Below are 26,485 nucleotides of genomic sequence, written 5' to 3' on the forward strand. Positions count from 1 at the left end.
ACCACACGAGTGATCCGCCGCACGGCTGACAGGAGGGGGAAGAGGGGCCGAGAGGTAGTGGGGCAGAGGGGTTGGAAAAGCGTCCTGCCCGTGAAAGAGCTACTTCGTCGGCTTCTTACCGGTCACACCCAGATGCACCAACATGGCCAGGTTCGGCTTCAGTTCGGCCTGCTTCACGCCCCACGTCTGGAACCCGCGCTGGTGCGAGGCGACCGCGGCGAGCATCGCGACCAGGGAACCGGCCATCGCCGCGGGGCTGACGTCCTTGTCGACCTTCCCCTTGGCCTGAAGCTCCTTCACCGTGTCGGTAAGGGAGTTGTTGACCGAGTTGAGGATCTTCATCCTGATCTTGTAGAAGCGCTTGTCGCCCTCCGCGGCGCCCAGGTCGACGACGCGCAGGATCGCGTCGTTCTTGCGCCAGAAGTCGAGGAAGCCCTCGACCAGGTCCTGGGAGGTCTGCCAGCCGGCCTTGCCGACCCAGGAGCGCCCGTCGAGCAGCTGGGTCAACTCGGCGCCCTCCGTGGCCATTTGCTCCGCGATCTCCAGGACCGCGCCTTCCACGTCCGGGAAGTACTGGTAGAACGTCGCGGGTGAAGTGCCCGCCTTCCGGGCGACGTCGATGACTTTGACGTCCCGGTAGGGCGAGGAGCTGAGCATCTCGCTGAGGCAGTCGAGCAGTTTCTGACGTGTCGCCTGACCGCGTCGACCGGCCACACGGCCGTCGACGGTACGTACCTGTCCTGTCATGCCGTCAGCTTACCGAGGGGTGATCGGAGCGCGATTCGGCCGAGTGCAAATGGGGTTGGGGCGCGTAGGAGTGGCCCTCCGCGCGTCCGGAAATAATGGACCAAATGTTCGAATCCTCGCGCTGCGGGCCACCTGCCCGGCCATTAGCTTGAGCGGCATGGACAGTGGCGAGGAATATGCGGAGGGCGTGCCCTGCTGGGTGGACGCGATGCTCCCCGACGTCGCGGGCGGCAAGCGGTTCTACGGCGAGCTCTTCGGCTGGACCTTCGACGAGGGCGAGGGCGCGGGCGAGCGCATGAGTACGGGCGAGGGCAGCGGCCCGGAGCGCGGACGCTACGTCCAGGCGTACCTGGACGGGGCGCCCGTCGCCGCCCTCGCACCCAAGTCCGACGGCCGCATGCCCACCGTGTGGACGGTGTACCTGGCCACCCCCGACGCGGCCGCGCTCGGCGAGCGGGTCAAGGCCGCGGGCGGCTCGATGATCAGGGAGGCCAGGCCGGTCGGCCCGTTCGGTACGACGGGTCTCGCGGCCGACCCCGAGGGCGCGGTCTTCGGGCTCTGGCAGGCCGGCACGCACCGGGGCTTCGGGCGGCGGGGGCAGCCGGGGGCGTACTGCTGGACCGAGGTCTACGCGCGCGACAAGCGGCTCGTCGACCCCTTCTACGAGGGCGTGCTCGGCTACGGCGGCTTCGACCTCGACATCGACGGCGTCGACTTCCGCACCTGGTCGCCCGCGGGCGCCGAACCGAGCCCCGGCACGGCGATCGGCGGCCGCAGCCTGGTCCCGGGCGCCGGGGGAGCGCGGGGCCAGGTGCGCACGCCCGCCGAGATGCCCGCGCACTTTCTCGTCTACTTCCAGGTCTCCGACACCGACGCGGCGGCCGCGACGGTGACCAGGCTCGGCGGACGCGTACAGGAGCCGCCCGACGACACGCCCTACGGCCGGACGGCGGTGCTCATGGACAACCAAGGGGCGGTCTTCGCGGTCCTGCAAGGCTGAGGGCCCCGGAATTCCCGGCCGGGAGGTGGGGATCGGGCGGGGATTTGTCCGTAGACACCCCGATCCCGCCCCGGGTTCGCCACGACCGGCTCGGACAGGAAGAATCAGGGTGCGTGCCGCCGTAGCGGCTCGGTGGTGAGACGCTGCACGGGGCCGCCTTGTACGGCGGCCGCGTACGGGGAGGTGGCAGGGCAAGTGGTGGATCAGCTGACGCAGCACGATCCCAGGCGGATCGGCCCGTTCGAGGTCCTCGGCAGGCTGGGCGCCGGAGGCATGGGCCTGGTCTATCTCGCGCGCTCCGCGTCGGGACGGCGCGTGGCGATCAAGACGGTGCGGACCGAGCTCGCCGAGGACCAGCTGTTCCGTGTCCGCTTCACGCGGGAGGTGGAGGCGGCACGGGCCGTGTCCGGCTTCTACACGGCGGCCGTCGTGGACGCCGACCCGCGCGCCGCGGTGCCGTGGCTCGCCACGGCGTACGTCCCCGCGCCCTCGCTCGAGGAAATAGTGAATGAACACGGGCCGCTGCCCACCCAGGCGGTGCGCTGGCTGGCGGCGGGCGTGGCCGAGGCCCTGGAGTCCATCCACGGCGCGGGCCTGGTCCACCGTGACCTCAAGCCGTCGAACGTCCTCGTGGTGGAGGACGGGCCGCGCGTCATCGACTTCGGCATCGCGTCCGGTGTCTCCAACACCCGGCTGACCATGACCAACGTCGCCGTGGGCACCCCCGCGTACATGTCGCCCGAGCAGGCCAAGGACTCGCGCAGCGTGACCGGCGCGAGTGACGTCTTCTCGCTCGGCTCGATGCTCGTCTTCGCCGCCACCGGGCACGCGCCCTTCCACGGCGCGAACCCCGTCGAGACCGTCTTCATGCTGCTGCGCGAGGGCCCCGACCTGGCGGGCCTGCCGGACGAGCTGCGGCCGCTCATCGAGACGTGCATGCAGATGGAGGCCGCGCTGCGGCCCACCCCCGCCGACCTCCAGGCGCAGCTCGCACCCCACCTCTTCGCCTCCGAGAGCGGCGACGGCGACGACAGCGGCACCGCGTCCGCGTGGCTGCCCGAGCGGGCCGTCGCGCTCATCGAGGCCCGCAGGGGCGGCCGCCCGCCCGCCAGGGCCGCGGTCTCCGCCGCGCGCAGCGGCGGCCGCGGCGCCGCCGCCCCCGTGACCGCGCCGCCGCCCCCGCAGCGGCCCCCGGTGCCCGCGCCGTCCCAGGCGCCGTTCGCCCCCGCGCCCGACGCGGGGCCCGTGCGGCTCGCCGGGGCGAAGGTGCCGATCGGGCCGGGGCCGCGGGTCGCCGCGGGACGCTCGGCCCCGGGGCCCGGCGACACCGGGCTCGCCGCCTCCTGGTCGCGCGCCAGGCCCGGCGCCAACGGCGTCGCGCCCGTGGCACCCGCCCCGGTCCCCGCGCCCGCACCCGCGCCCGACACCGCCAGCTGGCGGCCGTGGCGCTTCCGCATGTCCAACGACGTGTGGGGCACCCCCGCCGTCGCGGGCAACCTCGTCTACGTCACCTCCTTCGAGGTGCACGCCCTGGACGTCGCCACCGGCCGGCGCAGCTTCAAGACGCGGGACGTCGCCTGGTCCATGGCCGTCGCCGACGGCCGCATCCACGCCTCCGACGGTCCCACGCTCTACGCCCTGGACGGCACCGAGGGATCCGACCTGTGGCGGCTGCCGACCGACGCCTGGGTCTACTCCCTCCAGGCCGACCGGGGCACCGTCGTCACCGGCACGCGGGGCGGCGGCGTCCAGGCGTGGGAGGCGGCCAACGGCGAGAAGCTCTGGGAGATCACCGGGGCGCAGACCGACTTCGAGACGCCGGAGGCCGGGCCCGCCGTGTTCGACGGCACGGTGTACGTGTGGAAGGACGCCAGGCTGCGCGCCCTGGAGGCCCGCACCGGCGAGGAGCGCTGGTCCTACCCCGTCGGCGACGCGGCCTCCTGCGGCGGCGTCCCGGTGCGGCTCACCCAGGCGCAGGACGGGTACGTGTACGTGGCCGCGGGCAGCCGCGTCCTCGCGATCGACGTGGCGGGCGGCCACGTCCGCTGGCACTTCGAGGCGCCCGCCGCCTTCCTGTGCCCGCCCGCGTTCGCGCCGGGGCCCGCCGTGACGGGCGGCGGCGTGTACCTCGCCGACTACCTGGGCACGGTGTACGCGCTCGACGCGACGGACGGCCGCGACCGCTGGCGCATCGCCACCGAGTCCCGCTCCTCCATCGAGCCCGTCCTCGTAGCCGACGGCCATGTCCACGTGGGCAGCGGCAAGGGGCTCTACACCCTGGACGCGGTCACCGGCACGCCGAAGTGGCGGTTCCAGGCGGGCGGCGAGATCGTCGGCGCCCCCGTGGTCGCCGACCGGCGCATCCACTTCGGCTCCACGGACCACCTCCTCTACACGCTGAAGGCCGACGACGGCCGGCTGCGCTGGAAGCTCGCCACGGGCGGGGAGATCACCGGGGCCCCGGTGGTGCGGGACGGCGTCGTGTACGCGTGCAGCAAGGACCGCTGCGTGTACGCGCTGGACGCGGAGCGCGGGACGGGGACGTCGCCGCGGACCTGAGGGGCGGGGGCCGGCAGGAGGCTAGCTCCGGGGCGGTGTCTGCCAGGCGGGTGGTTCCTGCGGAGGCGGTTCCTGCGTGGGCGGTTCCTGTACGGGCGGCTCTTGTACGGGCGGCTCCTGTGCCATCGGCTCCTGCGGGGTGCGCGGGGGCCAGCCGTCGCCGTCCAGGGTCGGTACCGAAGGGCCGGGGTCCCACTCGGGGGCGGGCTCGTGACGGGGCGCCGCCACCTTGCGCCGCCCGCGGCCACTCATCAGCGCGGCGCCGAGCAGCAGGAAGATCCCGCCGCCGAGGCTGTTCAGGAGGCCCTGGCCGAGCCCCGAGCCGTCGCCCGCGATCGTGAGGCTGCCCTCGGCCTGGCCCTGCCGGACCATCCAGAGCACCGTGAAGCCGAGGACGAGCACGCCCGCGAGCGCCACCAGGAGGCGCGAGCGCAGGACCACGCCGATCAGCGCGATCAGCGCGGCGACGACGAACGGCAGGAAGACGGAGCCGAAGAGCTCGGCCTTCGCGTCGGTGACCCCGGCGCCGGAGAAGAGCTCGTCGAGGCGGAAGTTCCGGCCGTGACGGCCGTCGTACCAAGCTTGGAAGGGGCTGTATACGGCGGCCGCCGCTCCGATGAGAGCGAGGATCGACCCGGTGATGTTGCGGACCATGGCGGGTCTCCTCCGGTCGTGGGCGACTGCGTCCTGCTGTTCCGCGCGGAGACGGCCGCGACTCTCAAGATCGACGCTACGCCGGGTGCGTGACCCCCGCCAGACGACGAGACTGGCCCCCATGACGACCCTGGAACCCGCCCGACTGCGCGCCTGGTGGGCGCACCGCCAGGGCCTCGACGGCAGCCTGCTCGGGACCCCGCCCGCCGAGGTGCTGGGCCGCACCGGATGGGCCCGCTCCGTCGGCGGCTCGGGCCCGTACCTGGGGCTGCGCGCCCGCTGCGGCGCCTCCCGCGAGGAGGTCGACGCGGCCGTCGCACGCCTGGAGATCCACGAGCTCCCCGCCGCCCGCGGCTGCGCCTACGTCCTGCCCGCCGCCGACTACGCCCTCGGCCTCACGGTCGGCGCCCACGCGCCGGAGGCCGAGGCCCGGCAGGCCGCGAAGCACCTGGGGGTGACGGAGGCCGAGGTGGCGGACCTGTGCGAGGCGGTGCACGGCGCGCTCGGCGACGTCCCCCTGGACCCCGCGAAGATCAAGGACGCCACGGGTGACGCGGTGCGGAGCCTCGGCGCCGACGGCAAGAAGCGGGGCCTGAGCACCACGCTGCCGCTCGCCCTCGGGCTGCTCCAGGCCCGCGGCCTGATCCGCCGCGTCCCGGTGGACGGCCGCCTCGACCGGCAGCGGTACGGGTACGTCCGCTGGGACCTCGACCTCGGCGCGCGCACCCCGGAGGAGGCCCGCGCCGAGCTGGCCCTGCGCTACTTCGGCTGGGCGGCACCGGCCACGCTCGCGCACTTCCGCTGGTTCTCCGGCTTCTCCGCCGCCGCGGCGAAGGCGGCGGTCGCCGGGCTCGGGCTCGTCGACGTGGGGGAGGGGCTCCTGATGCCGCCGGAGCTCGTGGACGACTTCACGGCGTACGTGCCGCCCAGCACCCCTTCGTACGCGCTGCTCGCCGGGATCGACGGCATCCACCTGCTCCACCGCGACCTGGCCAGGATGCTCGAACCGGCCGATGCCGAGCGGGAGTTCGGCGGCAGGAGGCTCGGGGGTCTCGCGGACGCGCCCGCGCACATGATCGTCGACCGTGGGCGGCTCGTCGGGCTCTGGGAGTACGACGTGGCGGCGCGGGAGATCGTCTGGCGGGTGTTCGACGGCGGTCACGGAACGGCGGACGCCGCGCTGCGTGACGCCGTCGCCGCCACCGGGGCCTTTGTTCGCGACGAACTCGGCGACGCCCGGTCCTTCAGCCTCGACTCCCCGAAGAGCAGGGAGCCGCGGGTGGCCGAGCTGCGGGGGTGAGGCGGGCGGGGCAGCGGCGCCGCGCGGGTCGTTCACCGGGTGCGGAAGTCGCCGTTCCGTCGCGTTCCGAAGAGTTCAGCCTGCCGGTCGGGAGGCAGGTTCCCGAGCGCGATCAGATGCGGGGCGTGCGCGAGGGCCTGCGCGCGGGCCGCCTCCTTCGCCGACCAGAGCGCGCGGACCGTGCCCTGCACCGCCTCCGTCGGGTACGAGGCGATGACCTCGGCCGCACGGGTGGCTGCCGCCAACGCGCCGCCTGGTGCGGTGAGTTCGGAGACCAGGCCCGTCTCGTGGGCCCGGTGCGCGGAGATCCGCTCGGCCGTGCCCATCAGCGCCATCCTGGCCACCTCGCCGAACGGCATGCGCTGCGCCATGTGGATGGTCTCGAAGGCGCTGACCATGCCGTACGTGGTGTGCGGGTCGAAGAACGTGGCGTGCTCGTCCGCGACGACGAACTCCGACTCGCCGATGAGGTAGAACGCGCCGCCGCACGCCATGCCGTTGACGGCCACGATCACGGGCTTCCAGAGGTCGTTCGTCTTCGGCCCGATCGCGATCAGCGGATCGTCGATCGTGTACGGCGAGCCGGGCTGCGGCACGTCGACGCCGCGGTCGATGCCGGTGCAGAAGGCCCGGTCGCCCGCGCCGGTCACCACGACCGTGCGTACGGTGTCGTCGAACCTGAACTCCCGCCAGGCGTCCGCCAGTTCGGCCGCCGTCTCCAGGTCGATCGCGTTGTGCCGCGCCGGGCGGTCCAGGGTCAGGGTCGCCACACCCGTGTCCTTGTCCGTGGCCTTGCGCAGCGCGCTCACGGCCGCTCCAGGACCCAGCGCGGGACCGTGACGCCGTCCAGCTCGGCGAAGACGACCTGGACCTTCGCGCCGATGCGCAGCCGGTCGGGGGCCACCGAGTTCAGGGGCGCGGCGGGTTCCGTGACGAGGTTGCCGACCAGGCGGATGCGGGGCGCGTCGGCCAGTTCGACGACGATCGCGTTGTAGCCGGGCTGGGCCGCGTAGGCGGGCAGCAGGGGCGGGTGCGGGAAGACGTACGACCAGATGCGGCCGCGGCCGGACATCCTGCGCCACTCGCTGTCGAAGGACTGGCAGTGGGGGCAGCAGGGCCTGGGCGGGAAGCGGAGTTCGCCGCAGGCGGTGCAGGCCTGGATGCGGAGTTCGCCTCGGGCGGCGTGGGCCCAGAAGGGGGCGCCGTCGTCGTCGACGGCCGGTGTCAGGAGGGGTTCTTGGTCTGTCTTCGCGTCTGCCATGTTCTCGTCCTCCCCGGGTGCGGGCTCTGGATGGTTGCTCGCGCAGTTCCCCGCGCCCCTTACGGGGCCCTCAACAACACCGCCGAAGTCGGGACGCCCTCGCCTGCCGTCACCAGACACGTTGACGCGTCGGGGACCTGCGCCGTGCTGGTGCCCCGTAGCTGTTTCACGCCCTCGTTGATCAGGTTGAAGCCGTGCACGTACGCCTCGCTGAGGCCGCCGCCGCCCGTGTTGATGGGCAGCCGGCCGCCGCTCTCCAGGGCGCCGCCCTCGGTGAACGCGCCGCCCTCGCCGCGGCCGCAGAAGCCGTAGCCCTCCAGGGAGAGCGGGATGAGCGGGGTGAACGCGTCGTAGATCTGCGCGACGTCGACGTCCTGCGGGCCGAAGTCGGCCTGCTTCCACAGGTGTCGGGCAGCGGTCCAGGCGGGGCCGGAGAGCGGGTCGTCGTTCCAGTAGTTGACCATGCCGTGGTGCTGGGCGGGCAGCCCCTGCGCGGTGGAGTGGACGTAGACCGGCTTCTGGCGGCAGTCGCGGGCCCGCTCGGCGGAGACGATGACGCAGGCCAACGCCCCGTCCGTCTCCAAGCAGTTGTCGAAGAGGCAGAGCGGCTCGCTGATCCAGCGCGAGGTCATATACATGTCGCGGGTCAGCGGGCGCTCGTACATCATCGCGGCCGGGTTCTGGTTGGCGCGGTTGCGGCAGGCGAGGGCGACGTTGAAGAGGTGGTCGCGGGTCGTGCCGTACTCGTGCATGTGGCGGCGGGCCAGCATGGCGATCTCGTCGGCCGGGCGGAGCAGTCCGAAGGGCCGGGTCCACTGGGCGGGGGTGGGGAGTTGGACCGTGGTGTTCTTCCAGGGGCGCGGCCCGCTGCCGCGCTTGCGGGAGCGCCAGGCGATGCCGACGCTCGCCTGTCCGGTGGCGATCGCGGCGGCCAGGTGCGCGATCGTCGCGCACGAACCGCCGCCGCCGTAGCCGACCTTGCTGAAGAAGGTCACGTCCCCGGCCCCGATGGCCTTGGCGACCTCGACCTCGTCGGTCTCCTCCATCGTGTACGAGGCGAACGCGTCGACCTCGGACGGGGCGATGCCCGCGTCGTCGAGCGCGGCGAGTATCGCCCGGCACGCCAACGTCTTCTCGCTGTCCGGGAGTTGCTTCGCGAAGGGGGTCTGGCCGATCCCGACTATCGCTGTAGCGTCCTTGAGTGAAGCCATGGGCAACGGCACCTCCGCCTTGTCGCGCGTGTCACCACTGCTGACAGCGCGTCAGGCTACAGCTAATCTGACGGATAGTCAGCTACTGGATGGGGAGGGCTTGCGATGCGCGGCGACCTGGAATGGGGCAGCATCCCGGCACTGGTGCGGACGGCCGCCGCGCGGTACGGCGACCGGGAGGCCGTCGTCGAAGGCCGCACCCGCCTCTCGTACCGGGAACTCGGCGCGCGCGTGGAGCGGGCCGCCGCCGCATGCGTGGCCAGTGGCGTCGAAGCGGGCGACCGCGTCGCCGTCTGGGCCCCCAACACCCTCGACTGGATCGTCTCCGCCCTCGGCGCGGTCTCGGCCGGCGCGGTCCTCGTCCCGCTCAACACCCGCTTCAAGGGCGCCGAGGCGGCCTACGTCCTGGAACACAGCCGCGCCAGGCTCCTGTTCATCACGGGCACCTTCCTCGGCGCGTCGTACGTGGCGTCGCTGCGCCGCGCGGCCGCCGAAGGGCCGGGGGCGGGGCCGCTGCCGGGACTTCCGCACCTGGAACAGGTGGTCGTGCTCTCCGACGACGCCCCCGAGGACTTCCGCACCTGGAAGGACTTCCTGGCCGGCGGCGACCGCGTGAGCGGCGAGGAGGTCCGCGCGCGGGCGGCGTCGGTCGACGGCGCGACGCCCTCGGACATCATCTTCACCTCGGGCACGACGGGCCGCCCCAAGGGCGCCGTCATCACCCACGCGCAGACCCTGCGCTGCTACGACGTGTGGAGCGAACTCGCGGGCCTGCGCGAGGGCGACCGCTATCTGATCGTGAACCCGTTCTTCCACACCTTCGGCTACAAGGCCGGGATCATCGCCTGCCTGATGCGCGGCGCCACGATGGTGCCCCAGCCGGTCTTCAACGTGGACACCGTCCTCGCGAACGTCGCCGCCGAGCGCATCTCCGTACTGCCGGGACCGCCGACCCTGCACCAGTCGCTCCTGGACCACCCCGCGCGCGACCAGCACGACCTGTCGGCGCTGCGCCTCGTGGTGACCGGCGCCGCGGTGGTCCCGCTGCGACTCGTGGAGCGGCTGCGCACCGAGCTGCGGGTGGGCACGGTCCTGACGGCGTACGGGCTCTCCGAGGCGAGCGGCATCGTCACCATGTGCCGCAGGGGCGACCCGCCGGAGGTCATCGCGGCGACCTCGGGGCGCGCGATCCCCGGCACCGAGGTCCGGGTGGTGTCCCCCTCCGGCGAGACGCTCGCGCCCGGCCACCCCGGCGAGGTCATGGTGCGCGGCCACAACGTGATGCGGGAGTACTTCGAGGACGCGGCGCAGACCGCCCTCGCGGTCTCCCCGGACGGCTGGCTGCGGACCGGGGACGTCGGCGTGCTCGACGTGGAGGGAAATCTGCGCATCACCGACCGGATCAAGGACATGTTCATCGTCGGCGGCTTCAACGCCTATCCGGCCGAGATAGAGCAACTCCTCGGCGTCCACCCGCAGGTGGCGGACGTCGCGGTGATCGGCGTGCCCGATCCCCGGCTCGGCGAGGTGGGCAAGGCGTACGTGGTGCGGCGGCCCGGCGCGGTCGTCACGGCGGACGACCTGATCGCCTGGTCGCGGCGGGAGATGGCGAACTACAAGGTGCCGAGGACGGTCGAGTTCGTGGCGGAGCTGCCGCGGAACGCGAGCGGCAAGGTGGTGAAGGGCGAACTGCGGGGCGCGGCGCGCTAGTCGGCGGCTCAGCCGTTGGCGTCGGCGGCGTTCGCGACGTCGGCGGCGCGCTGCTCGGCCGCGATGATCGCGTCGCGTTCGGCCTCGCCGCACTCCACGCAGAACTCGTTGCCCTCCGGGTCGGCGAGCGTGACCCAGCCGCGGCCGTTGGGCCTGCGGTGGTCCTCGAACAGGGTCGCGCCGAGCGCGACGATCCGCTCGACCTCCTCGTCGCGGCTGCGGTCCTGCGGCTGGAGGTCGACGTGCACGCGGTTCTTGAGGGTCTTGGCGTTCGGCACGGTGACGAAGAGCAGCGTGATCCCCTCCGCCTCGACCAGGGCCTCCGGGTCGCCGGGAAGATCGTCGTCGGAGAGCTTGCCGTCCAGCACCGCGGCCCAGAAGGTGCCCTGCTTGTAGGCGTCGTGGGAGTCGAACGTGAGGTGGCGCACGAGGGAAGACATGGGCAGCACTATGAGTGTTCGGGTGGGGCCTGTCGACGGGATTTCGCCTTCAGCCGCCTGACCTCGGCGTGGCCGCAGGAACGCTGCCCTCTCACCCGTGGGAGTGACGCTACCGTCGTACGGGTAAGTCATCACGCCGCACCTCTCCACGATGTCCGCATGGGAGCTGTCATGGCCGCAGAGGCACACCACAGGCAACAGGCGTCGGCCACCTCCGAGAACTGGATGTACCCGCCGGATGACGGCTGGACGTGGGACCAGGTTCAGGAGCTCGACGTCCCGTTCGACTGGGAACTCGTGGATGGGAACATCGTGGTTCGTGGGATGGCGAAGGTCTGGCATCAGCTGGTCAGGGACGAGCTGTACTTCCGGCTGAGGTCTGCGAAACGGCCTCCGTTCGCCGTCATCAGTGAGCAGGGGGTCATGTTCGACGAGCGCAACGTTCCCAAGCCGGACATCGTCGTCTTCGACAAGACGGGGCTGGACGTCGCCACCCTGGACTGCATCCCTGCCGCGAACGTCGTCCTCGCGATCGAGGTCGTGTCACCGGGGTCCCGCAAGGAGGACAGGTTCCTCAAGCCGGGTATGTACGCGGAAGCGGCCATCGACTACTACTGGCGCGTCGAACGCGGTGAAGAGAACGTTCCCGTCGTCCACGAGTTCTGGCGCCACTACGAGACCGGGGTCTACGCCCCCAGCCCGGAGCAGCCGACCCACATGAGCAAGCTCACCACAGAGGTGCCCTTCCCTCTGGACATCGACCTGCGCGGCCTGATCGAGATCTGACCCGCGGGGCGGCCGAGGGACAGGCCGGCCGGGAGCGCGGCGCGGGCGACTGTCAGGATTGCCCGATGCGCACCACACCCCGCCCTCGTGTCCTCTTCGTCACGGACCTCGCCTACCAGGCCAAGGGCCGCCGCTACTGCGACGAGGACATCTACCTCTCCACCCGCCTGCGCGAGGACTTCGACGTGGCCCTGTGCCACCCGCTGGACGCGGCGGCCCTCATGGAGGCGGGCGCCTTCGACGTCGTCCTCGTCCGCAACAGCGGCCCGGTGATCAACTACCAGGCCGCGTGGGACGACTTCAGGGAGCGCGCGGCGCGGTCCGGCACGCGCGTGTGCAACCAGCTCACGGGCCGTGCGGACATGGCGGGCAAGCAGTACCTGCTGGATCTGACGGCCGCGGGCTACCCGGTCATCCCGACGGTCGACGACCCCCGGGACGCCGACCGGCTGCCGCGGGCGGCGACGTACGCGGTGAAGCCGAAGCTGGGCGCGGACTCGATAGGCCTGGAGTTCCTGCCGAGGGAGGAACTGGCGAGGCTGGCCCCTCCCGCGCCCGGTGCCCCTTCGGAAATCCTGATCCAGCCGTGCGTCGACTTCGCGTACGAGGTGTCGTTCTACTTCGTCGACCGCGCTTTCCAGTACGCGCTGTACGCCCCGGACCCGGCCCGCCGCTGGCACCTGGAGCGCTATGCCCCGACCCCCGACGACCTGGCCTTCGCCCAGAGCTTCGTGGACTGGAACACGATCGACCACGGGATCCAGCGGGTGGACGGGTGCAGGGTGCCGGGTGGGGAGTTGTTGCTGGTGGAGCTGGAGGATTTGAATCCGTATTTGTCTCTGGGGCTTTTGGACGAGGTGACGCGGGATTCTTTCGTGGCGGACGTGAAGAGGTCCCTGCTGGCCCAGTCGGGCGCTTGAACCTGTGGGCCCGGTCCTTCCGGCACGGGGTGGGGCGCGCACGCGGATCCGGACAGCGCGACGGGGCCGAACGGTGAGCTCGACCCCGTGTGGTCCTGCGGTGCCCCGGGGGCCTCAGCCCAGCGGCGGAGCCGGCATGTGGCTGTCGCCCTGTGGCGTCATGGGCGTGTGGCTGTCCTGAGTGACGACTGCCGCGTCACCCCTCGGAGGCGACGGCATGTGACTGTCCGCGAGCGCTGGAGACGCTGCGGCGCCCGCGGTCGCGGCCGCGACGGCGAAGGTGGCGAAGAACTTCTTGGTGCGTGTCATTCCAGCTCCTAGGGAGAGGCGGACATCCATCGTCAATGGACAGTAACGACGGAAGCGGCTGAATGTTCGATTCCGCTGATCGTCCGGGCGTGGCACCGCTCCCGCGTGCCCGCGCCCGGACATACGTCGGCCGCGACGGCTCCCCCTCCGCGCCGCCGCGGCCGACCCCCGTCGGGATGAAAGTCAGGCGTCCTCGGCCGGCGGGGCGGGCATGTGACCATCGCGCTTGATGGCTATGCCGTCCTTCGGCGGGTTGGGCATGTGGCCGTCGCCCTGCGGAGTCACCGTGCCGTCCTTCGGCGGGGCGGGCATGTGGCCGTCTTTCTTGATGGTGACGTCCTTCTTGGCTTCGCTCATGGTGGCAACTCCCATGGAATTGTCGGGTCTGCTGGGGCAGAACGCCCGCTCGGCAACTCCCCCGAGGGTCGCCGAACGGGCGTTCTTGGGCCGCTCACCCTATCTGTGGGGCCCCACGCGACCCGTCTGCCCCCCGACGCGACGGATCGATGAGTAGAGAGTGGCAGCCGCCCATAAACGTTCGATGAACGCCGCGAAGGCCCGTGTCAGGCCGCGATGGTGGGCTCCAGAAGTGCCCGAACCTCGTCGGCCTCCGACGCTCCGGCGCCTTCGTGGATGGCCAGGGCCTCCTGCCAGCAGGCGCGTGCGCGGTCGAGTTGCGCAAGGCTGTTGAGTGCCCTGCCCAGCACCGTCAAAACGTTGGCGCGCATCCAGTCGCCACCGATGCAGCCGATGGCCAGGGCCTGCTCCGCGTGCTTGGCCGCCTGCGCGGCGCGATGCGCCTCCAGGTGCACCTGAGCGATGCGGTAGTGCGTGGTGCCCTCCCAGAGGCGCTGACGATTCTCCACGAACATCCGCAGGGCGTCGCCGAGTTCGTCGAGAGCCTCCGCGTAGCGCCCCGCGTGGCTGAGGCTGATCCCGAGAGCGTACTTCGCGTTGGCGAGGCGCAGCGTGAGCCCCAGGTCGTCGTAGATCTTCACGCCCTGCTCGGCGAGTTCGATGGCCTTGCTGGTGCGGCCGATCGAGACGAGCACCCGGGAGAAGTTGCAGAGGGCGCTCGCCTCGCCGGGGCGGTTGCCGTCGACGCGGAAGGCCTCGATGGCGCTGAGGAAGTAGTTCTCACTCGCCGCGTAATGGTTCGTGAGCGCCGCGGTGATCCCCTGCTCGTTCGGGGCGTTGCACCGGGTCCACGGGTCGTCGGACTCCAGGGCGAGCCGCGCGGCACGCTCCAGCTCCGCCGATGCCACGTCGAAGTGCCCGCCGACCCTCGTGACCACCTGCGCGAGGCTGACCCTCGCCCGGCCCTCGGCGTGTGCGTCGCCGGCCGCCGCGGCCGCGTCCCGCGCGGCCGACGTGACTAGTTCGTACCGGAGCGAACTCGCTCCGGACTCCGCGAGGTCCTTCGAGGCGAGCAGCAGGTCGACCGCCCGCCGCAGCGTCCGCGGCCCCAGCGACTGCTGGACGCAGGCCAGGATGCAGGCCGCCTCGGAGTGCAGCCAGTCCAGTGCCTTGGTGTCGTCGGTGAAGTCCTGGCCCGCGTGCTCCGTGGCCTCCAGGTGCTCCACCGTCCGGTCGCCGGGCCGCTCGATCGCGTAGACCCGCGCGGCCGACGCCAGATAGAAGTCCAGCAGCCGCGACATCGCCGCGTCCCGTTCGCTCGGCGGCTGTTCGTCGCGCTCGGCGCATGCGCGCGCGTAGAGGCGTACGAGGTCGTGATAGCGGTACCTGCCCGGTGCGGCCGACTCCACCAGGGACGTGTCCACCAGGGATTCGAGGATGTCCTCGGCGTCCTCCAGGGGGAGGTCCAGGATCGCCGACGCGGCGGCGAGGGACAGGTCGGGGCCGTCCGCGAGGCCGAGCAGCCGGAAGGCGCGCGCCTGCGCCGGTTCGAGCTGGCCGTAGCCCAGCTCGAACGTCGCCTTGACCGCCAGGTCGCCCGCCTGGAGCTCGTCCAGGCGGCGCCGCTCGTCCGCCAGCTTCGCCGCCAGGGTGGAGACCGTCCAGGTGCGCCGGGATGCCAGCCGTGACGCCGCGATCCTGATCGCGAGCGGCAGGAAGCCGCACGCCGCCACCACGTCCAAGGCCGCCTTGCGTTCCGAGGTGACCCGCTCCTCGCCGACGATGCGGGTGAAGAGGAGCAGGGCCTCCTCCGGTGACATCACGTCCAGGTCGATCAGGTGCGCGCCCGCCAGGTCCACCATCCGGACCCGGCTCGTGACCAGGGCCGCGCAGCCCTCCATGCCGGGCAGCAGGGGGCGGACCTGGGCGGCGTCGCGCGCGTTGTCCAGCAGTACGAGCACCCGTCGGCCGTCCAGCGCCGACCGGTACAGCGCCGCCCGCTCCGCCAGCGAGTCCGGAATCGCGGAGTCGACGGTTCCCAGCGCGCGCAGGAAGGCGCCCAGCACGGTCTCCGGCTCGGCCGCACGCGCCCCGGCGCCCTGGAGGTCGACGTAGAGCTGGCCGTCGGGGAAGTGCGTGCGGGCGGCGTGCGCCACATGCACCGCCAACGTCGTCTTCCCCACGCCCCCGATCCCCGCCAGCGCCGAGACCGCCATCACGCGGCCCTCGGCGGTGGAGAGGATGTCCTTCAGTTCGTCGACGAAGGACGCCCTGCCGGTGAAGTCGGGGACAGTGGCCGGGAGTTGGGCCGGGCGGACCACCGTCGCCGTCGGCTCGGGGTCCGTCGAGGACGGCTCCGTGAGGGCCGGGTCGGCCTGGAGGATGCGCTGCTGGAGGTCCTTGAGGCCGGGGCGCGGGTCGACGCCGAGCTCGTCGGCGAGCAGGCGGCGGGTGTCCGCGTAGACCGCGAGGGCCTCCGCCTGCCGCCCGCTGCGGTACAGCGCCAGCATCAGCAGCTCCCGCAGCCGCTCCCGCAGCGGATGCGCCGCGGTCAGGGCGGTCAGCTCCGACACGGCCTCCGCGTGGCAGCCCTGTTCCAGGTCCATGTCGAGGCGGGACTCCACGAGCTGGAGGCGCCACTCCTCCAGGCGGGTGCGCTGGGTGTCCGCGTACGGGCCCGGCACGTTCGCCAGCGGCCCGCCGTCCCACAGCCCGAGCGCCTCGTTCACCAGCGACCGCGCCTCGCACAGGTCGCCGACGCCGCGCGCCTTCTCCGCCGCGGCCCACAGGTCTTCCGCCGCGGTCAGGTCCAGGGCGCCTTCGGCCACCCGGACCGCGTACCCGCCGGACTCGCTGAGCAGGACGCCAGGCGGCAGCACCTTGCGCAGCCGGGACGCGTACGTCCGTACCGCCGCCAGCGCCTGCGATGGCGGCTCGTCGCCCCAGAGGGCGTCGATCAGCTCCGCGGCCGTCGCCGTGCGTCCCTCCCTGAGCAGGAGGGCGGCGAGAAGCGCCCTCTGCTGCGGGGAGCCCGTGTTGAGCTGTTCCGTGCCGTGCCACGCGCGCACCGGTCCGAGCACGCTGAAGCGCGACGCCTGGACCTCGGGGAACTCCCCCTCGGTCCGCTCCTCGGGGGTGTTCCCCGAGGCCGGACGCCACTGCTCCGGTACTCGCGGTACATCGACCATCGCTCCCCCTGCCGCCCTGCGGTTCCCAATCCTGCCGGTCGCGGTGCTGCCCCGACCGCACTGAAGCCGCGGTCGGTCGTGCCTCGGTTGTGCATCGGTTCCTGCTCCCCGCCAGTTTGCCTTGTTCATGGCGGATGCGTCAGCCGTGGGAGACGGCTCTCACAGGGTCCACGCACCAGGTTCCGCATCGCGCCGTGTCCCCGGGGCGGACGATCGGCCACCGCGCAACTTACTGACGGACCGTCAGATCGGCGCTACCGTGGACGGCATGGAGACCATGGAGACCTTCCCGAAGATCATCTCGGTGGACGACCACACGGTCGAACCCCCTCACGTCTGGCGGGACCGGCTCCCGTCGAAGTACCAGGACAGCGGCCCCCGGATCGTCCGCGCGCCCCTCAAGGAAATGACCTTCCTCGGCGGAAAGTTCGCGCCGGTGATGGGGGCGAAGGGGGACGAAGGGCCCATCGGGGACTGGTGGGTGTACGAGGACCTGCACCGCCCGCTCACCCGCCTCGACACGGCCGTCGGGTACGACAGGGACGAGATCAAACTGGAGGTCATCACCTACGAGCAGATGCGGCCCGGCTCCTTCAGCGTGCCCGACCGCCTCGCCGACATGGACGTCAACCACGTCCAGTCCGCCCTCTGTTTCCCGACCTTCCCGCGCTTTTGCGGACAGACCTTCACCGAGGCCAAGGACCGCGAACTCGGGCTGCTCGCGGTGCGGGCCTACAACGACTGGATGGTCGAGGAGTGGTGCGGGCCGCAGGCGCGGGGCCGTCTCATACCCCTCACCCTCATCCCGCTCTGGGACGCGGAGCTGGCGGCGGCGGAGGTACGGCGGAACGCGGCGCGCGGCGTACGGGCGGTGGCCTTCTCCGAGATTCCGCCGCACCTCGGACTGCCGTCCATCCACACGGACTACTGGGACCCCTTCCTGCGGGCCTGCGACGAGACGGGCACGGTCGTCGCCATGCACATCGGCTCCTCCAGCAAGATGCCGTCGACGTCCGCGGACGCGCCGCCCGCAGTGGGCTCCACCATCACCTTCGCCAACTGCTGCTTCTCGATGGTGGACTGGCTGATGAGCGGCAAGTTCGAGCGCTTCCCGAACCTGAAGATCATGTACGCGGAGGGGCAGATCGGGTGGATCCCGTACATCCTGGAGCGGGCGGATGTGGTCTGGGAGGAGAACCGGGGCTGGGGCGGGGTCGCGGACAAGGTCCACCGGCCGCCGTCGGAGCTGTTCACCGGGCACGTCTACGGATGCTTCTTCGACGACGCGTTCGGCCTGAAGAACCTCGACTCCATCGGGGTCGGGAACGTCCTCTACGAGACGGACTATCCGCACTCCGACTCGACCTGGCCGAAGTCGCGGGAGGTCGGTGAGTCCCAGATGGGGCATCTGGCGGGGGACGTGGTGGACCGGATCGTCCGCGGCAACGCGATTGACCTCCTGGGGCTGACGAGCGAGGGCCTCTGGCAGGCCCCGACGACGTAGCGCCGCCCCGCGTCTCGGCGCTTGGGCTCCGCCTGGGGTGCGGTCTCGGGGCGGGGCCGCGGCGGTATGTCCGTCCTCGCTATCCCGGTGAGCCGTCGTGGTCATGCACCTCGGCTCGTGGCCACTTGTGCTCCGGGCGGACATACCGCCGCGTCCCCTCGGGTCTCGCTCGCGGGTGCGGGGCGGTGGGGCCTGTCCCGCCTGGTGTGCGTCTCGGGGCGGGGCCGCGGCGGTATGTCCGTCCTCGCTATCCCGGTGAGCCGTCGTGGTCATGCACCTCGGCTCGTGGCTCTCTGTGCTCCGGGCAGACATACCGCCACGTCCCCTCAGGCGCGCTCGCGGCTGCGGGACGGTGGGGCAGCAGCGCGGTCCGGGTGCCTGTGGGGCGGCCCCCCGCCGGGGCGCGGTCGCGCAGCCGGCCTGAGGGGACGTGGGGGTATGTGCGCACGGAGCACAGGTGGCCACCGAGGCAAGGAAGCAAGTCCATTGGCCCCCGCCCCGGGATAGCGAGTACGTACATACCCCCGCGGCCCCGCCCCACAGACGAACAGAGCGACCCCGCCCGCCTATCCGCACCGACAGACGAAGCCCAGACGCGGGCCAGCCCCGGCAACCGTCCCAGCCCCACGCAGTGCTCCGCTCCGACCCCTTGCCTGACGCATCGTCAGCTACCACGATGTCTTGCGTCGGCGTATATGACGTTCCGTCAGATCACGGTGAGGAGTGGGATTCCCCATGGGTGCCGAGGTGCAGGACATTTCACAGGGGCGGCTCGTCTACGGGATGCAGCTCCCGATCCAGTCGCAGAGTTCGCTCTACGCCGAGTCCTGGGAGGCCACCGCCACCCCCGACGACCTCGCCGACATCGCCCGCACCGCGGACCGCACCGGATTCGCCTACCTCGCGGGATGCGACCACGTGGGCATCCCGCGCCACCTCGCCGAGGCCATGAGCACCATCTGGTACGACCCCGTCGCCACCCTCTCCTTCCTCGCCGGGATCACCGAGAACGTCCGTCTGATGAGCCACGTGGCCATCGTCGGGCTGCGTCACCCCCTCCTCTCCGCCAAGCAGTACGCGACCCTGGACCACCTCAGCGGCGGGCGGCTGATCCTCGGTGTCGGCGCGGGGCACGTCCGGGAGGAGTTCGAGGCGCTCGGGGTCGACTTCGACCGGCGCGGGCCGATCCTCGACGAGACGGTCGACGCCCTCAAGGCGGCCCTCGGGCCCGAGGAGTATCCCGAACACCACGGCGAGCGGTTCGAGTTCAGCGGGCTCGGGCAGCTGCCGCGTCCCGCCCAGCGCCACGTCCCCATCTGGGTCGGCGGCTCCTCGCCCGCCGCCGTCCGCCGCGCGGCGACCCGCGCCGACGGGTGGCTTCCCCAGGGCGACCCGCGCGACAAGCTGCCCGCGCAGATCGCGAAGCTCAAGCGGCTGCGCGCGGAGGCCGGGATCGAGAGGCCGGTCACGGTCGGCGCGATCACCGAGGCGCTGCACATCGGCGAACCCTCCTGGCACGTGGGCCGCCGCACGCTCACCGGCAAGCCGGACGCGCTCGCCGAGTCCCTGAGGGAGTACGGGGCGATGGGCGTGGACCAGATCCAGGTGCGCTTCCGCAGCCGTGGCAGGGACGAGTTGACGGACCAGATGCGCCAGTTCGCGGCCGACGTGGCGCCACATCTCAACGACTGACATCGCACTCCGCACCCCATCCCACCTCAACAGGACCGACAGGGAGCACCCATGGGCAAGCTGGACGGCCGCGTCGTCATCGTGACCGGCGCGGCACGCGGACAGGGCGAGCAGGAGGCGCGGCTGTTCGCCGCGGAGGGCGCGAAGGTCGTCGTCGCCGACGTGCTCGACGACCAGGGCGAGGCGCTGGCCAAGGAGTTGGGGGAGGGGGCCGCGAAGTTCGTCCACCTGGACGTGAGCAGCGAGGCGGACTGGCAGGCCGCCGTGGCCACCACCAAGGACGCCTTCGGGAAGATCGACGGCCTGGTGAACAACGCCGGGATCCTCCGCTTCAACGAGCTGGTGAGCACCCCGCTGGAAGAGTTCCAGCAGGTCATCCAGGTGAACCAGATCGGCTGCTTCCTCGGGATCCGCAACGTGGCGCCCGAGATCGCCGAGGCCGGCGGCGGCACGATCGTGAACACCGCGTCGTACACGGCGATGACGGGCATGGCCTACGTCGGCGCGTACGCCGCGACCAAGCACGCGATCCTCGGCCTCACCCGGGTCGCCGCGATGGAGCTGGCGGGCAGGAACATCCGCGTCAACGCCGTCTGTCCGGGCGCGGTCGACACTCCGATGACGAACCCGGCGCAGCTCGACCCCACCGCGGACCCCGAGGAGGCCGGCGCGGCCGTGGCCGAGCTCTACAAGAAGCTCGTGCCGCTGGGGCGGATCGGGAAGCCGGAGGAGGTGGCGGCGCTCGCGCTGTTCCTGACCGGCGACGACTCGGCGTACATCACGGGCCAGCCGTTCGTCATCGACGGGGGATGGCTGGCGGGGGTCAGCATCATCTGAGGCACGCATATCTGACGGTACGTCAGTATGCGGGGCCTTGGGTATTGACGGTCCTCGCGGCCGGTGGAACAGTCGACCCCATCACAATCTGACGATGCGTCAGAAACTCACGAGGACGGTGAACCTCCTTGGAATTCGGTCTCTTTGTACAGGGATACGTACCCGCCAAGCGGGCCCAGGTCGACCCCGAAGCGGAGCACAAGGCGCTGATCGAGGAGACCGAGTACGTCATTCAGGCGGACAAGTCCGGCTTCAAGTACGCCTGGGCGTCCGAGCACCACTTCCTGGAGGAGTACTCGCACCTCTCCGCCAACGACGTCTATCTCGGTTACCTCGCCCACGCGACCGACCGCATCCACCTGGGATCCGGCATCTTCAACCCGCTGGCGCCGGTGAACCACCCGGTGAAGGTCGCCGAGAAGGTCGCCATGCTCGACCACCTCTCCGAGGGACGCTTCGAGTTCGGCTCGGGGCGCGGTGCCGGTTCGCACGAGATCCTCGGCTTCATGCCGGGCATCACGGACATGAACCACACCAAGGAGATATGGGAAGAGACGATCTCCGAGTTCCCCAAGATGTGGCTCCAGGACGAGTACGTCGGCTTCCAGGGCAAGCACTGGTCGCTGCCGCCGCGCAAGATCCTGCCCAAGCCGTACGGGAAGTCGCACCCCGCGATGTGGTACGCGGCAGGGTCCCCCTCCTCGTACGCCATGGCCGGCAAGAAGGGCCTCGGCGTCCTCGGCTTCAGCGTGCAGAAGGTCTCCGACATGGAGTGGGTGGTCGAGTCCTACAAGTCGGCGGTCAAGGAGGCCGAGCCGGTCGGTGACTTCGTCAACGACAACGTCATGGTGACGTCCACGGCGATCTGCGCCGAGACGCACAAGAAGGCGGTCGAGATCGCGGTGGGGGGCGGGCTCAACTACCTCCAGTCGCTGCTCTTCCGCTACCACGACACGTTCCCGCGGCCCGAGGGCATTCCCGAGTGGCCCGAGCTGCTCCCCGAGTACAGCGAGGAGATCATCGAGCTGCTCATCGCCGAGGAGCTGATGATCTGCGGCGACCCGGACGAGGTGCTCACGCAGTGCAAGCGGTGGGAGCAGGCCGGGGCGGACCAGTTGAGCTTCGGGCTGCCGATCGGGATCTCGCCCGAGGACACGAAGAACACGATCAAGCTGATCGGTGAGCATGTGATCCCGAAGATCGACACGGATCCCGTGCACCGGACGTCGCGGTTCCGGCAGGCGTCGGGATCGTAGGCGTGGAGCTCCCCGGCTTCCTCTCCCGGACGGAGGCCGGGGTCCTGCCGGACGGGGCGGGTTCACGTGGCTGATGTCACGGGGGCTCGCCCCCCGGCCCCCGTCCGTCGCCCTGCGGGCGGCTCGTCCTCAAGCGCCGGACGGGCTGGCATCGTTCGCCCGCCCGGCCCGGTGGGAGGGGATCGCCCTGCGGGCTCGTCCTCAAACGCCGGACGGGCTCAATCCTGCTCGCCTGCCCGGGGTGTTGCCCTGCGGGCGGCTCGTCCTCAAGCGCCGGACGGGCTGGAATGTGCAACCTGAGCCCTCCCACCCTCTCCGAAAGGGGAACCACCCGTCATGCTCGACCACCTCATCAAGGGCGCGACCGTCGTTGACGGGACCGGTGCGCCCGCGCGTGTTGCCGATGTCGGCATACGGGGCGGGCGGATCGCCGTCGTCGCGGAGCGAGGGACCGTCGCGGAGGAGGCGCGGACCAGTGAAGACGCCCAGGGGCGAGTCCTCGCGCCCGGGTTCGTCGATCCTCATACGCATTACGACGCGCAGCTCTTCTGGGACCCGTACGCGACCCCGTCGCTCAATCACGGCGTGACGACCGTCGCGGGTGGCAACTGCGGTTTCACACTTGCCCCGTTGAACCCGGAACGGCCGGACGACGCCGACTACACGCGGCGGATGATGTCCAAGGTCGAGGGCATGTCCCTGGTGGCGCTCGAGGAGGGCGCGCCCTGGTCGTGGAGTTCGTTCGGGGAGTATCTGGACGCCCTGGAGGGACGCGTCGCCGTCAACGCGGGGTTCATGGTCGGGCATTGCGCGCTGCGCAGGTACGTGATGGGGGCCGACGCGGTCGGCGGGCAGCCGAGTCCCGAGCAGCTCGCGCGGATGCTGAGCCTCTTCCACGAGGCGATGGACGCGGGGGCCTGGGGGCTCTCCACCACGCAGTCCTCCACGCACTCCGACGGCGACGGACAGCCCGTGGCGTCCCGGCACGCGAAGCCGGACGAGCTGCTCGCGCTCTCCCGCGCGGTCGCCGAGCACGAGGGGACCCAGCTGGAGGCGATCGTCGCGGGCTGTCTGGACCAGTTCAGCGACGACGAGATCGAGCTGTTCGTGGAGATGAGCGCGGCGGCCGGGCGGCCGCTGAACTGGAACGTGCTGACCATCGACTCCGCCGTACCGGAACGCGTGCCGCGCCAGCTGGTCGCCAGTGAGCGGGCCCGCAAGGCGGGCGGCCGGATCGTCGCGCTGACCATGCCGATCCTGACGCCCATGAACATGTCGCTCGGCACGTTCTGCGCCCTCAACCTCATCCCCGGCTGGGGTGACGTCCTGGGCCTGCCGGTGCCCGAGCGGATCGCGAAACTGCGCGAACCCGACGTACGCGCCGAGATGCTGCGGCGCGCGGGCAGCAAGGAGGCCGGCGTCTTCCGGCGCCTGACCCGCTTCGACCGGTACGTCATCGGGGACACGTACTCCGCGGCGAACGAGGGCCTCACCGGGCGCGTGGTCGGCGACATCGCGGCCGAGCGCGGCCAGGAGCCCTTCGAGTGCCTGGTGGAGATCTGCGCGGCCGACGACATGCGCACCGTGCTGTGGCCGATGCCCACCGACAACGACCCCGACTCGTGGACGCTGCGCGCCGAGACCTGGCAGCACGAGGACGTCATGCTGGGCGGCTCCGACGCGGGCGCGCACCTGGACCGGATGTGCGGCGCCCCGTACACGACGCGCTTCATCGGCGACTGTCTGCGCGGCCGCAAGCTGGTCGGTCTGGAGCAGGCCGTGAAGATGCTGACCGACGACCCGGCCCGGCTGTTCGGGCTGCGCGAGCGCGGCAGGATCGCCGAGGGCTACCACGCCGACCTGGTGCTCTTCGATCCGGAGAGGATCGACGCGGGCAAGGCGACCCTCGTGCACGACCTGCCGGGCGACAGCCCCCGCCTGGACTCCAAGGCGATCGGCGTCAACGCGGTCTGGGTCAACGGCGTCGAGGCGATCCGCGAGGACGTGGTGACCGGGGCCGTACCGGGGAAGATCCTGCGTTCCGGCCGCGACACCAGGACGGTGAGCACCACATGACGCGTACGGAACGGCTGTTCATCGGCGGCGAGTGGACCGAGCCCGACGGCGGGCACTACGAGGTGACCGACCCGGCGAGCGAGGAGGTCGTGGGGCTCGCGCCCGAGGCGAGCCGCGCGCAGGTGCACGCGGCGGCGACGGCGGCCCGCGAGGCGTTCGCGACCTGGTCCCGTACGAGTCCCGAGGAGCGGGCCGGGGTGCTCTCCCGGGCGGCCTCGGTGCTGCGGCGCGACGCGGCGGCGCACGCCGCGCTCGCGCAGGCCGAGACGGGCGCGACCACCGGCACCGCGTACGGCATGCAGGTGCAGGTCGCGGTGGCGCGCTTCCAGCGGTACGCCAAGGGTGCCCTGGAACCGGTGGAGGAGGCGCTCCCGCCGCAGATCAACGAGGCGGGGCCGATGGGCAGGGCGGGCGTCATGGGCGCGCTCGCCGTGCGGCAGCCGGTCGGCGTCGTCACCTGCATCACCTCGTACAACAACCCCTGGGCGAACGCGGCGGGCAAGGTGGCGCCCGCGCTCGCCATGGGCAACACGGTGCTGGTCAAACCGGCGCCGCAGGACCCGCTGTCCGTCTACCGGATGGCGGCCGCGCTCGAAGAGGCGGGCGCGCCGCCCGGCGTGGTGAACGTCGTCTCCGGCACGGGGGCGGGCGTGGGCGAGGCGGCGGTGGACTCGCCGGACGTCGACATGGTCAGCTTCACGGGATCGACGGCCGTCGGACAGCGCATCGGCGAGGTCTGCGGCCGGGGCATGAAGCGGCAGTTGATGGAGCTGGGCGGCAAGGGGGCGGCGATCGTCCTGGACGACGCCGACGTGGACGCGGCGGTGGCCGGCATCGGCACGACGTTCTCCTTCTACAGCGGGCAGATCTGCACGGCGCCGACGCGGGTCATCGTGCAACGGGGTGTGTATGACGCCCTGGTGGAGAAACTGACCGCGTACATCGGCTATCTCAAGGTCGGGGATCCGCGTGAACAGGGCACGATCGTCGGACCGTTGATCTCGGCGGCGCATCGCGATCGCGTCGAGTCGTACGTCGAGTTGGGCCGCAAGGAGGGTGCGCGGGTCGTCGCGAGCGGCGAACGCCCCTCGTACGACAAGGGGTTCTACGTCGCACCGACCCTCCTCGCCGACTGCACCAACGACATGCGGGTGGTGCGCGAGGAGATCTTCGGCCCGGTCGTGACCGTGGTGCCCTTCGACGCGAAGACGCCGGAGGCCGCCGAGGAGACGGCGATCGCGCTCGCCAACGACAGCGACTACGGCCTCATCGACTACGTCTGGTCGGGCGACGTCGCCCGCGCCTTCCGGGTCGCCCGGCGGCTGCGGGCGGGCGGGGTCGGCGTCAACACGATCGGCAGGAACATGGAGGCCCCGTTCGGCGGCTTCAAGAGGAGCGGGGTGGGGAGGGACGTGGGGTCTTACGCGTTGCACGCGTACAGCGAGGTGCAGGCGATTGTTTGGGGGTAGGGGGGGGCCGGGGGCGGTGTCGTCAGGCTGTCACCGGGGCCGGTTCCTGTCTCCTCCCCCCCCGCCCGCACTTACCGTGGCCTCCGTCACCGGCCGGGCGCTGTTGCCGCTGCCTGATGTGGTGCGCCCGCATGGTCCTCGTCCTCACTGAGCGTTTCGCCCAGTGGGGTGCGTTTGATCCCAGGTCAGGTTCCGCGCCAGTTGAGGGTGGAGGGCGTCGCGCAGGGTGCGTACCTGGTCGGTGAGGTTGTGTTCGCTGATGCGGGCCTGGGGGAAGAGGAGGTCGAAGCCGTGGACGGCGCCGGGGACCTGGACGAGTTCGGTGGTGACGCCGGCGGCGGACAGGCGTGCGGCGTAGTCGCGGCCCTCGTCGCGCAGCGGGTCGATCTCGGCTACGGCGATGTAGGTGGGCGGCAGGCCGCTGAGATCGGTGGAGCGGATCGGGAAGGCGTACGGGGCGGCGTGGCCGTCCTTCGTGTAGTACTGCACGGCCAGTTCCAGCGCGCCCCGGTTGAAGACCGGGGTATCGGTGAACTCTCGTGCCGAGGCGCTGGTGAGACTGCCGTCGAGGCTGGGGTAGGTCAGGGACTGGAAGAGCAGGTGGGGGCCGGCCTGGTCGCGGGCGCGGAGCACGGTGGAGGCGGCGATGTTCCCTCCGGCGCTGCCGCCGGCCACCGCGATGCGTGTGGGGTCTCCGCCGAGTTCGGCCGGGTTGTCGGCGATCCAGGTCAGGGCGGCGTAGGCGTCGTCGGCTGCGGCCGGATAGGGGTGTTCGGGGGCGAGGCGGTAGTCGACGGAGACGACGACGGCGTGGGCGTCGCGGGCGTAGCGCAGGGAGCGTCCCTCTTCGGCCTCGGGGGATCCGTAGGTGAAGGCGCCGCCGTGTATGTAGAGGATCATCGGCAGGTCTGCGGTGGTGTCGGGGCGATAGATGCGCAGTCGCAGTTGCCCTGCGGGGCCGGGGATGTACAGGTCGCGCACCTTGACCTGGTCGTCGACGGGGGTGTCGGGGTGTGCGCGCAGCAGTGCGTAGCGCTGGGGGTCGGCGAGGACGGCGTCCAGGCCGTGGACGGGGAAGACGCCGGTGTCGGCGGTGTCGAGCAGGGCCTGGATCTCGGGATCGACAGCGGGGGCAGTCATGGCTGGATGGGCACCTTCCGGGTGTTCGACCGGGTGCTGCCCGGCCTGTTGTGCGGAACTGACATCAGT

21 protein-coding genes and 1 pseudogene are annotated in these 26,485 nt (G+C 71.5%); 12 read left to right on the forward strand and 10 right to left on the reverse strand.

The window, feature by feature from the left end:
* Positions 1–99: 99 nt before the first annotated feature.
* Positions 100–747: a TetR family transcriptional regulator gene (locus tag ACIO9J_RS29175; protein ID WP_402005913.1), complete on the reverse strand. Its 648-nt coding sequence runs from the start codon at positions 745–747 to the stop codon at positions 100–102.
* A gap of 157 nt (positions 748–904) precedes the next feature.
* On the opposite strand from ACIO9J_RS29175, the gene ACIO9J_RS29180 reads away from it, so the two are divergent.
* Positions 905–1,747, forward strand: coding sequence for a VOC family protein (locus ACIO9J_RS29180; protein ID WP_402005917.1), 843 nt, complete (start codon positions 905–907; stop codon positions 1,745–1,747).
* 195 nt (positions 1,748–1,942) lie between these two features.
* Positions 1,943–4,306 carry a PQQ-binding-like beta-propeller repeat protein gene (locus ACIO9J_RS29185; protein ID WP_402005919.1) on the forward strand — a complete coding sequence of 788 codons (2,364 nt, stop codon included), beginning with the start codon at positions 1,943–1,945 and terminating at the stop codon, positions 4,304–4,306.
* Positions 4,307–4,327: 21 nt separating this feature from the next.
* On the opposite strand, the gene ACIO9J_RS29190 is transcribed toward ACIO9J_RS29185, so the two are convergent.
* A complete protein-coding gene (locus ACIO9J_RS29190; protein ID WP_402005922.1) occupies positions 4,328–4,960 on the reverse strand; it encodes a hypothetical protein in 633 nt (210 codons plus the stop codon).
* Positions 4,961–5,081: 121 nt separating this feature from the next.
* Between ACIO9J_RS29190 and ACIO9J_RS29195 the strand changes: the two genes are divergently transcribed.
* A complete protein-coding gene (locus ACIO9J_RS29195; RefSeq protein ID WP_402005924.1) occupies positions 5,082–6,260 on the forward strand; it encodes a DNA glycosylase AlkZ-like family protein in 1,179 nt (392 codons plus the stop codon).
* 32 nt (positions 6,261–6,292) lie between these two features.
* Here the strand turns inward: ACIO9J_RS29195 and ACIO9J_RS29200 are convergent, their stop codons facing one another.
* From ACIO9J_RS29200 to ACIO9J_RS29210, 3 genes are read right to left on the reverse strand one after another with little or no spacing between them, the layout of a single operon-like run.
* Entirely contained in the window at positions 6,293–7,069 is a 777-nt protein-coding gene (locus ACIO9J_RS29200; protein WP_402005927.1) for an enoyl-CoA hydratase/isomerase family protein, read from the reverse strand.
* Positions 7,066–7,521, reverse strand: coding sequence for a Zn-ribbon domain-containing OB-fold protein (locus tag ACIO9J_RS29205; protein ID WP_402005930.1), 456 nt, complete (start codon positions 7,519–7,521; stop codon positions 7,066–7,068). Before ACIO9J_RS29205 ends, ACIO9J_RS29200 begins: the two co-directional genes overlap by 4 nt.
* A gap of 59 nt (positions 7,522–7,580) precedes the next feature.
* On the reverse strand, positions 7,581–8,732 hold the full coding sequence (locus ACIO9J_RS29210) for a lipid-transfer protein (RefSeq protein ID WP_402005933.1): 1,152 nt from the start codon (positions 8,730–8,732) through the stop codon (positions 7,581–7,583).
* A 105-nt stretch (positions 8,733–8,837) separates the two neighbouring features.
* Between ACIO9J_RS29210 and ACIO9J_RS29215 the strand changes: the two genes are divergently transcribed.
* Positions 8,838–10,442 carry a FadD3 family acyl-CoA ligase gene (locus ACIO9J_RS29215; RefSeq protein WP_402005936.1) on the forward strand — a complete coding sequence of 535 codons (1,605 nt, stop codon included), beginning with the start codon at positions 8,838–8,840 and terminating at the stop codon, positions 10,440–10,442.
* Between the two features lie 65 nt (positions 10,443–10,507).
* On the opposite strand, the pseudogene ACIO9J_RS29220 reads toward ACIO9J_RS29215, so the two are convergent.
* A pseudogene (locus ACIO9J_RS29220) lies at positions 10,508–10,882 on the reverse strand (VOC family protein); the annotation flags it as partial.
* 171 nt (positions 10,883–11,053) lie between these two features.
* On the opposite strand from ACIO9J_RS29220, the gene ACIO9J_RS29225 reads away from it, so the two are divergent.
* Both ACIO9J_RS29225 and ACIO9J_RS29230 read left to right on the forward strand, forming a co-directional pair.
* Positions 11,054–11,668 carry a Uma2 family endonuclease gene (locus tag ACIO9J_RS29225; RefSeq protein ID WP_402005938.1) on the forward strand — a complete coding sequence of 205 codons (615 nt, stop codon included), beginning with the start codon at positions 11,054–11,056 and terminating at the stop codon, positions 11,666–11,668.
* A 65-nt stretch (positions 11,669–11,733) separates the two neighbouring features.
* On the forward strand, positions 11,734–12,588 hold the full coding sequence (locus tag ACIO9J_RS29230) for a hypothetical protein (protein WP_402005941.1): 855 nt from the start codon (positions 11,734–11,736) through the stop codon (positions 12,586–12,588).
* Between the two features lie 114 nt (positions 12,589–12,702).
* Here the strand turns inward: ACIO9J_RS29230 and ACIO9J_RS29235 are convergent, their stop codons facing one another.
* The 3 genes from ACIO9J_RS29235 to ACIO9J_RS29245 form a co-directional block, all read right to left on the reverse strand.
* Positions 12,703–12,897 carry a hypothetical protein gene (locus tag ACIO9J_RS29235; protein ID WP_402005944.1) on the reverse strand — a complete coding sequence of 65 codons (195 nt, stop codon included), beginning with the start codon at positions 12,895–12,897 and terminating at the stop codon, positions 12,703–12,705.
* 183 nt (positions 12,898–13,080) lie between these two features.
* Positions 13,081–13,254: a hypothetical protein gene (locus ACIO9J_RS29240; protein ID WP_402005947.1), complete on the reverse strand. Its 174-nt coding sequence runs from the start codon at positions 13,252–13,254 to the stop codon at positions 13,081–13,083.
* 206 nt (positions 13,255–13,460) lie between these two features.
* The gene (locus ACIO9J_RS29245; RefSeq protein WP_402005950.1) at positions 13,461–16,442 is read right to left on the reverse strand and encodes a BTAD domain-containing putative transcriptional regulator; all 2,982 of its coding nucleotides are present in this window, start codon (positions 16,440–16,442) and stop codon (positions 13,461–13,463) included.
* 277 nt (positions 16,443–16,719) lie between these two features.
* Here ACIO9J_RS29245 and ACIO9J_RS29250 point away from each other — a divergent pair, with 277 nt between their 5' ends.
* The 6 genes from ACIO9J_RS29250 (at position 16,720) to ACIO9J_RS29275 (ending at position 25,276) form a co-directional block, all read left to right on the forward strand.
* Positions 16,720–17,946, forward strand: coding sequence for an amidohydrolase family protein (locus ACIO9J_RS29250; RefSeq protein WP_402006807.1), 1,227 nt, complete (start codon positions 16,720–16,722; stop codon positions 17,944–17,946).
* 735 nt (positions 17,947–18,681) lie between these two features.
* The gene (locus tag ACIO9J_RS29255) at positions 18,682–19,638 is read left to right on the forward strand and encodes an LLM class F420-dependent oxidoreductase (protein ID WP_402005953.1); all 957 of its coding nucleotides are present in this window, start codon (positions 18,682–18,684) and stop codon (positions 19,636–19,638) included.
* A gap of 51 nt (positions 19,639–19,689) precedes the next feature.
* Positions 19,690–20,475 (forward strand): SDR family NAD(P)-dependent oxidoreductase, encoded by a 786-nt coding sequence (locus ACIO9J_RS29260; protein WP_402005955.1) that lies wholly within the window; start codon positions 19,690–19,692, stop codon positions 20,473–20,475.
* Between the two features lie 128 nt (positions 20,476–20,603).
* Positions 20,604–21,731 carry an LLM class flavin-dependent oxidoreductase gene (locus tag ACIO9J_RS29265; protein ID WP_402005957.1) on the forward strand — a complete coding sequence of 376 codons (1,128 nt, stop codon included), beginning with the start codon at positions 20,604–20,606 and terminating at the stop codon, positions 21,729–21,731.
* 336 nt (positions 21,732–22,067) lie between these two features.
* Positions 22,068–23,807: an amidohydrolase family protein gene (locus ACIO9J_RS29270; protein ID WP_402005960.1), complete on the forward strand. Its 1,740-nt coding sequence runs from the start codon at positions 22,068–22,070 to the stop codon at positions 23,805–23,807.
* A complete protein-coding gene (locus tag ACIO9J_RS29275) occupies positions 23,804–25,276 on the forward strand; it encodes an aldehyde dehydrogenase family protein (RefSeq protein ID WP_402005963.1) in 1,473 nt (490 codons plus the stop codon). Before ACIO9J_RS29270 ends, ACIO9J_RS29275 begins: the two co-directional genes overlap by 4 nt.
* Before the next feature lie 144 nt (positions 25,277–25,420).
* On the opposite strand, the gene ACIO9J_RS29280 is transcribed toward ACIO9J_RS29275, so the two are convergent.
* On the reverse strand, positions 25,421–26,416 hold the full coding sequence (locus ACIO9J_RS29280) for an alpha/beta hydrolase (protein WP_402005966.1): 996 nt from the start codon (positions 26,414–26,416) through the stop codon (positions 25,421–25,423).
* Positions 26,417–26,485: the final 69 nt, after the last annotated feature.

The sequence above is a fragment of the Streptomyces sp. NPDC087300 genome, assembly GCF_044744425.1.
GTDB lineage: Bacteria > Actinomycetota > Actinomycetes > Streptomycetales > Streptomycetaceae > Streptomyces.

Bases quoted from the DNA above. Each gene is read 5' to 3' on its own strand.
- ACIO9J_RS29195 (WP_402005924.1), top strand. From the start codon at position 5,082: ATGACGACCCTGGAACCCGCCCGACTGCGCGCCTGGTGGGCGCACCGC.
- ACIO9J_RS29235 (WP_402005944.1), bottom strand. From the start codon at position 12,897: ATGACACGCACCAAGAAGTTCTTCGCCACCTTCGCCGTCGCGGCCGCG.
- ACIO9J_RS29245 (WP_402005950.1), bottom strand. From the start codon at position 16,442: ATGGTCGATGTACCGCGAGTACCGGAGCAGTGGCGTCCGGCCTCGGGG.
- ACIO9J_RS29270 (WP_402005960.1), top strand. From the start codon at position 22,068: ATGCTCGACCACCTCATCAAGGGCGCGACCGTCGTTGACGGGACCGGT.
- ACIO9J_RS29215 (WP_402005936.1), top strand. From the start codon at position 8,838: ATGCGCGGCGACCTGGAATGGGGCAGCATCCCGGCACTGGTGCGGACG.
- ACIO9J_RS29205 (WP_402005930.1), bottom strand. From the start codon at position 7,521: ATGGCAGACGCGAAGACAGACCAAGAACCCCTCCTGACACCGGCCGTC.
- ACIO9J_RS29180 (WP_402005917.1), top strand. From the start codon at position 905: ATGGACAGTGGCGAGGAATATGCGGAGGGCGTGCCCTGCTGGGTGGAC.
- ACIO9J_RS29210 (WP_402005933.1), bottom strand. From the start codon at position 8,732: ATGGCTTCACTCAAGGACGCTACAGCGATAGTCGGGATCGGCCAGACC.
- ACIO9J_RS29260 (WP_402005955.1), top strand. From the start codon at position 19,690: ATGGGCAAGCTGGACGGCCGCGTCGTCATCGTGACCGGCGCGGCACGC.
- ACIO9J_RS29230 (WP_402005941.1), top strand. From the start codon at position 11,734: ATGCGCACCACACCCCGCCCTCGTGTCCTCTTCGTCACGGACCTCGCC.
- ACIO9J_RS29275 (WP_402005963.1), top strand. From the start codon at position 23,804: ATGACGCGTACGGAACGGCTGTTCATCGGCGGCGAGTGGACCGAGCCC.
- ACIO9J_RS29175 (WP_402005913.1), bottom strand. From the start codon at position 747: ATGACAGGACAGGTACGTACCGTCGACGGCCGTGTGGCCGGTCGACGC.
- ACIO9J_RS29225 (WP_402005938.1), top strand. From the start codon at position 11,054: ATGGCCGCAGAGGCACACCACAGGCAACAGGCGTCGGCCACCTCCGAG.
- ACIO9J_RS29190 (WP_402005922.1), bottom strand. From the start codon at position 4,960: ATGGTCCGCAACATCACCGGGTCGATCCTCGCTCTCATCGGAGCGGCG.
- ACIO9J_RS29255 (WP_402005953.1), top strand. From the start codon at position 18,682: ATGGGTGCCGAGGTGCAGGACATTTCACAGGGGCGGCTCGTCTACGGG.
- ACIO9J_RS29240 (WP_402005947.1), bottom strand. From the start codon at position 13,254: ATGAGCGAAGCCAAGAAGGACGTCACCATCAAGAAAGACGGCCACATG.
- ACIO9J_RS29280 (WP_402005966.1), bottom strand. From the start codon at position 26,416: ATGACTGCCCCCGCTGTCGATCCCGAGATCCAGGCCCTGCTCGACACC.
- ACIO9J_RS29250 (WP_402006807.1), top strand. From the start codon at position 16,720: ATGGAGACCTTCCCGAAGATCATCTCGGTGGACGACCACACGGTCGAA.